Consider the following 235-nt stretch of genomic DNA (forward strand, 5'->3'; position numbering starts at 1 on the left):
ATCTTGTGGGATAGACATCATGCCTGTCTGATTTCCATCTTGTGGGATAGACATCATGCCTGTCTGATTTCCATCTTGTGGGATAGACATCTTGCCTGTCTGATTTCCATCTTGTGGGATAGACATCATGCCTGTCTGATTTCCATCTTGTGGGATAGACATCATGCCTGTCTGATTTCCATCTTGTGGGATAGACATCTTGCCTGTCTGATTTCCATCTTGTGGGATAGACATC

1 pseudogene is annotated in these 235 nt (G+C 44.3%); it reads right to left on the reverse strand.

What is annotated here, in order from left to right:
* Window positions 1-198 (reverse strand): annotated as a pseudogene (locus tag MiSe_RS50535) (23S rRNA pseudouridine(2605) synthase RluB); the annotation flags it as partial.
* Window positions 199-235: the final 37 nt, after the last annotated feature.

Source organism: Microseira wollei NIES-4236 (genome assembly GCF_020521235.1).
Taxonomy (GTDB): domain Bacteria; phylum Cyanobacteriota; class Cyanobacteriia; order Cyanobacteriales; family Aerosakkonemataceae; genus Microseira; species Microseira wollei.